The 3684-nt window shown below is 51.5% G+C and carries 3 protein-coding genes; 2 read left to right on the forward strand and 1 reads right to left on the reverse strand.

Annotated elements, in window-relative coordinates; translation table 11 throughout:
* Positions 1-259: 259 nt before the first annotated feature.
* Positions 260-754: a protein-tyrosine phosphatase family protein gene (locus tag AC5S26_RS29685; RefSeq protein ID WP_494188556.1), complete on the forward strand. Its 495-nt coding sequence runs from the start codon at positions 260-262 to the stop codon at positions 752-754.
* A gap of 995 nt (positions 755-1749) precedes the next feature.
* On the opposite strand, the gene AC5S26_RS29690 is transcribed toward AC5S26_RS29685, so the two are convergent.
* Entirely contained in the window at positions 1750-2100 is a 351-nt protein-coding gene (locus tag AC5S26_RS29690) for a hypothetical protein (protein ID WP_494188557.1), read from the reverse strand.
* A 641-nt stretch (positions 2101-2741) separates the two neighbouring features.
* Between AC5S26_RS29690 and AC5S26_RS29695 the strand changes: the two genes are divergently transcribed.
* Positions 2742-3551 carry a cupin-like domain-containing protein gene (locus AC5S26_RS29695; RefSeq protein WP_494188558.1) on the forward strand — a complete coding sequence of 270 codons (810 nt, stop codon included), beginning with the start codon at positions 2742-2744 and terminating at the stop codon, positions 3549-3551.
* Positions 3552-3684 lie beyond the last annotated feature (133 nt).

The following is a 3684-nucleotide window of genomic DNA, read 5'->3' on the forward strand; positions in this document are numbered from 1 at the left end:
TATTTGTCGGAGTACATCGTGATACGTGCCAAGCGCGGCCGCATGAGCAGAGATACTCCGAAGGTCCAGCCGCCACCGAATCATCGTCCATGGAACCCCATCCGGGTCTAGAAAACCGGATGGATTAGACTCTACTCGCTATCGATTATTTTTCTGCCTTAAAGTCGGCTTTTGAGAAAGTTCCCTCGCCCGAACTTGGTGAAAACCCCGTTTTAGGGCAGGAAGCGTTAGACATTCGCCCGCCGGTTAGCATTGCAATATGAATCCCTTTTGGGTCGACACTGGTAATCAGCTTCGCTTGGCAATCGTTGCGCGTCCGCGTGGGGGTGACTGGCTGGAGGATGAAGTCGCTCACATCAAACAAGCGGGAATTGATGTACTCGTTTCCATGCTTCAAGCGGACGAAGCCGCTGAGCTAGGTCTTTCAGCGGAGGCGTCGGTTTGTGAAGCAGCAGGAATTGTCTTCCGATCATTCCCTATTCCAGATCGAGAAACTCCGCCCTCTACCACCTTATTCACGCGGTTTGTGGAGGATTTGAGGACTCAAGTCCATGCGGGACGTAGCGTGGCCGTTCATTGCAGAGCCTCCATTGGGCGTTCTTCGTTGCTATTGGCCGCGCTGCTTACCCTAGAAGGGTTCGCCACAGAGGATGCCTTTACGCGGTTATCAATGGCACGAGGCTTACAGGTGCCTGATACCCCAGACCAAGTCCGCTGGGTCGAGCGGTTTGCCGCAACGCATCAGGCTTCTTGAAAGTCCGCTTTTCGGCAAGTTCACCTGGCTCGAACTTGGTGAAAACTCCGTTTTTCGGGCGCTTGCGCTTCCGTAGACTAAGATAGCAGCGATGACGACGACAGATGTGGGTCTTGTGAGTGGAAACCGTTCTCAACGAATCGTGTTCGCTGCGGTCTGTGCCATTGTGGCTATGTACTGCGACAATGGTTCACTTGGAACAGAACGCGGATACTTTCAACAAGGACTTTGGACGTTCACCTTCGTCGGACTGTTTCTAATTCACCTGCGCAGAACTCTCCAAAGAGAGAGAGCGGCGACGCTAGCGCTAATCCTATTCAGTCTCCATTGTTATGCCTTGTACATCTACAGAAACTCATTTCCCTTCCACTCATCTTTTCCAGTGTTGCTAGGCGGCTTCTTGGAGTCCGTCGTCTTTGGCATCGTCTACATCAGACTCAGTCAGTCACTCGATCCTAGAGGACCATTTGGAATGACCGAATCCGAGAAGCAGGCGCGTAAGAAGACTTCCGTGCGGTTAGGTTGAACCCCGCGCACTATAGCCTGAGTGATTCGTGCCCCTGCTCATGGTCTACAACTACAACACCTCCCGCAAAGTCGGCTTATCGGCAACTTCGGGATATCCGCCGCGTCGAACTGGCCTGAAAACCCCGTTTTCGGGGAAGTCTTGCTACCGGACAACTTCGATTGGCCTTCTTGGCTCCAAGAGCGACGATGCATCATGGCGAGAATGAGGAACCCCTACCTCGGTAGATGGATGGCTGATTGTGTGATTTGTTTTCTGAGCTTCCTTGCTGCACTTACCTAGTTCAACTTTAAGGATGGCCACTTCTACCACTCCCATTTCGACGGAGTGTACGCAGCTCTTTTGCCTGCCTCTGTTTTTGTCTATTCCCTGATCGATCTGCTTCGGACATTCCGCCGCGCAGAACGTTGGCGAAAAGACGAGGTCCGACGCTCGGTCTAATTGCTCAGAACCTCGTTTACCGGAAATTTCATTCAGACTTGCAAACGGCCTTTTCTATCGCTGCGTGAAGGTCGCCAACGGTGAATGCCCTAACACTGGATTTCTTGACGAATGGCAGTAATTCCCAAAGTGGAAAGACCTCAGAATTGAACAGGTACTCGTTGTCCTCCAAGCCGAACGTCTTTCGATAGCCGTCTTCCTCTGTACTCAGGTGAGCGTGGAAATGTGTTTCTATTGCGTGAAGCAAATCCCCGCCATCATCACCCGTTATGCCTAAATCTCGTTCAAATTGAGTATCAGGAACGATCCGTTCATCGCTCGGCAGCATAGCCCATTTGCGAATGAATGCGGCAAGCTCATCGAACGAAGGGGTTTCCATGCAGGTGAGAATATCGTATTTGAACCCAAGATATTGCCAGCCGCCTTGAAAGTCGGCTTTTCGGCAACTTGGCTCCTTAATCAATCAGCGATGGCAGATTTATCCAAGATAGAAAGGCAACTAAGAAATAGCGGAAATCAACCAAAACATTAGGGAGGTGGCCGATGGAAGCTGAGGAAATCAACGTTGTCACAGAAGATCTATGCAAGATCTATGGATGTGAACTCTGTCCCCATTTCTTGACAAGCGAAGATGGCACACCCATCTACTGCGCTCATGAGTGTCATCGGGACGACTGCGACGCCTAACGGAAAGGCTTTCTGGTCAGAAGAAAGAGGCAGACCACTACTCCGACGACCAAGGTCCAGACGAAAAACGCAGAAACGAAAGAACCATGAAGGAACACCAATAGCATCGGAGAAGTATACAAACTATGGGAAATAAACCAATTTCGGTTTGTGATTGACGCTAGCTACGGCCCGCACCGTTCCGTACCTATATCGCTGGCTTAGGCGTCTTCTATGCAGTTATGCAGTCAACCGGTTCACGGGACGGGCTCGAATTCTCGTACTGACTGTTTTACTTTAGACCGGGCTGGAGTCGTCCAGGATCTATCCTCAAAATGTGTAAGGAGTCGATAGATGGACAGTCCAGTTGTTTGGTTTCCTCAGATATGTGAGGCTACCCGTGAAATGCCTCGCCTCGCCGCCCTGGACGTTCTTGATTCTCTGAGTGACAAGGCGTTTTCGAAAGAGTATGCAGCGCGCTCCATGCCTTTTCTATTGCGGCTGGGCCCGTTGAAGTTCTCTGAAGCAGAGATCTTAGGTCTGCTGCAAGGGGCCTACGGCGATCAGAGCGTGAACGTTCGTTTCGGCAATATGGCAGATCCGGGTAGCTACCTGAATCGCCGCGAAGAAGAGATGCCCCTAAGAAATTTCATTGGGGAACACTTCATGCAGGTAAACGATGCCGGGACGGCCTATGCCGCCGGCACCGTGATACCCGTCGAGATGGCGCGCGATCTCGGGGTCCCTTTTCCGATGTTCTACCCTGAGTATTTTTTCAATGAGCCACGGATGTGGATGGGTAAGAAGGGAACGGTGACTGCCCTGCACAAGGACATCCCGGACAACTTCTCGTTCGCATACTTCGGTGCCAAAGAATGGCTCCTCTATCCACCAGCCGATTTTCCTTATCTATACATGATTCATCCGAACCCGAATGCACTTCCAGACTTCGGGGTCAGCATGGTTAACGCAAAGTCTCCGGATGCGACGCGCTTCCCGGAGTTCTCGAAGGCTACACCAATCTCCATCACGCAGCGTGCGGGCGATTTGCTCTATGTGCCTGCGGGGTGGAGTCATTTCGTGGAGAACCACGAAGACTCTCTGATGATCAATTTCTGGCTAAGACGCGGAAGATCCCCTGCAGTGTTAGGCAGGGACCGATGACAGGGTTCACTCCAGTATCCTGTCCCTGTTTCTTCGCATATGCCAGGGTTAAATCTTATTTCTGGAGAAATCCACTTTCTTCATTTGGCGGTCGCTGGCGATAAGCCCACTTATCGTTACCTATCAGTGCTCG

The organism is Edaphobacter sp. FHG110511_03 (genome assembly GCF_059115365.1).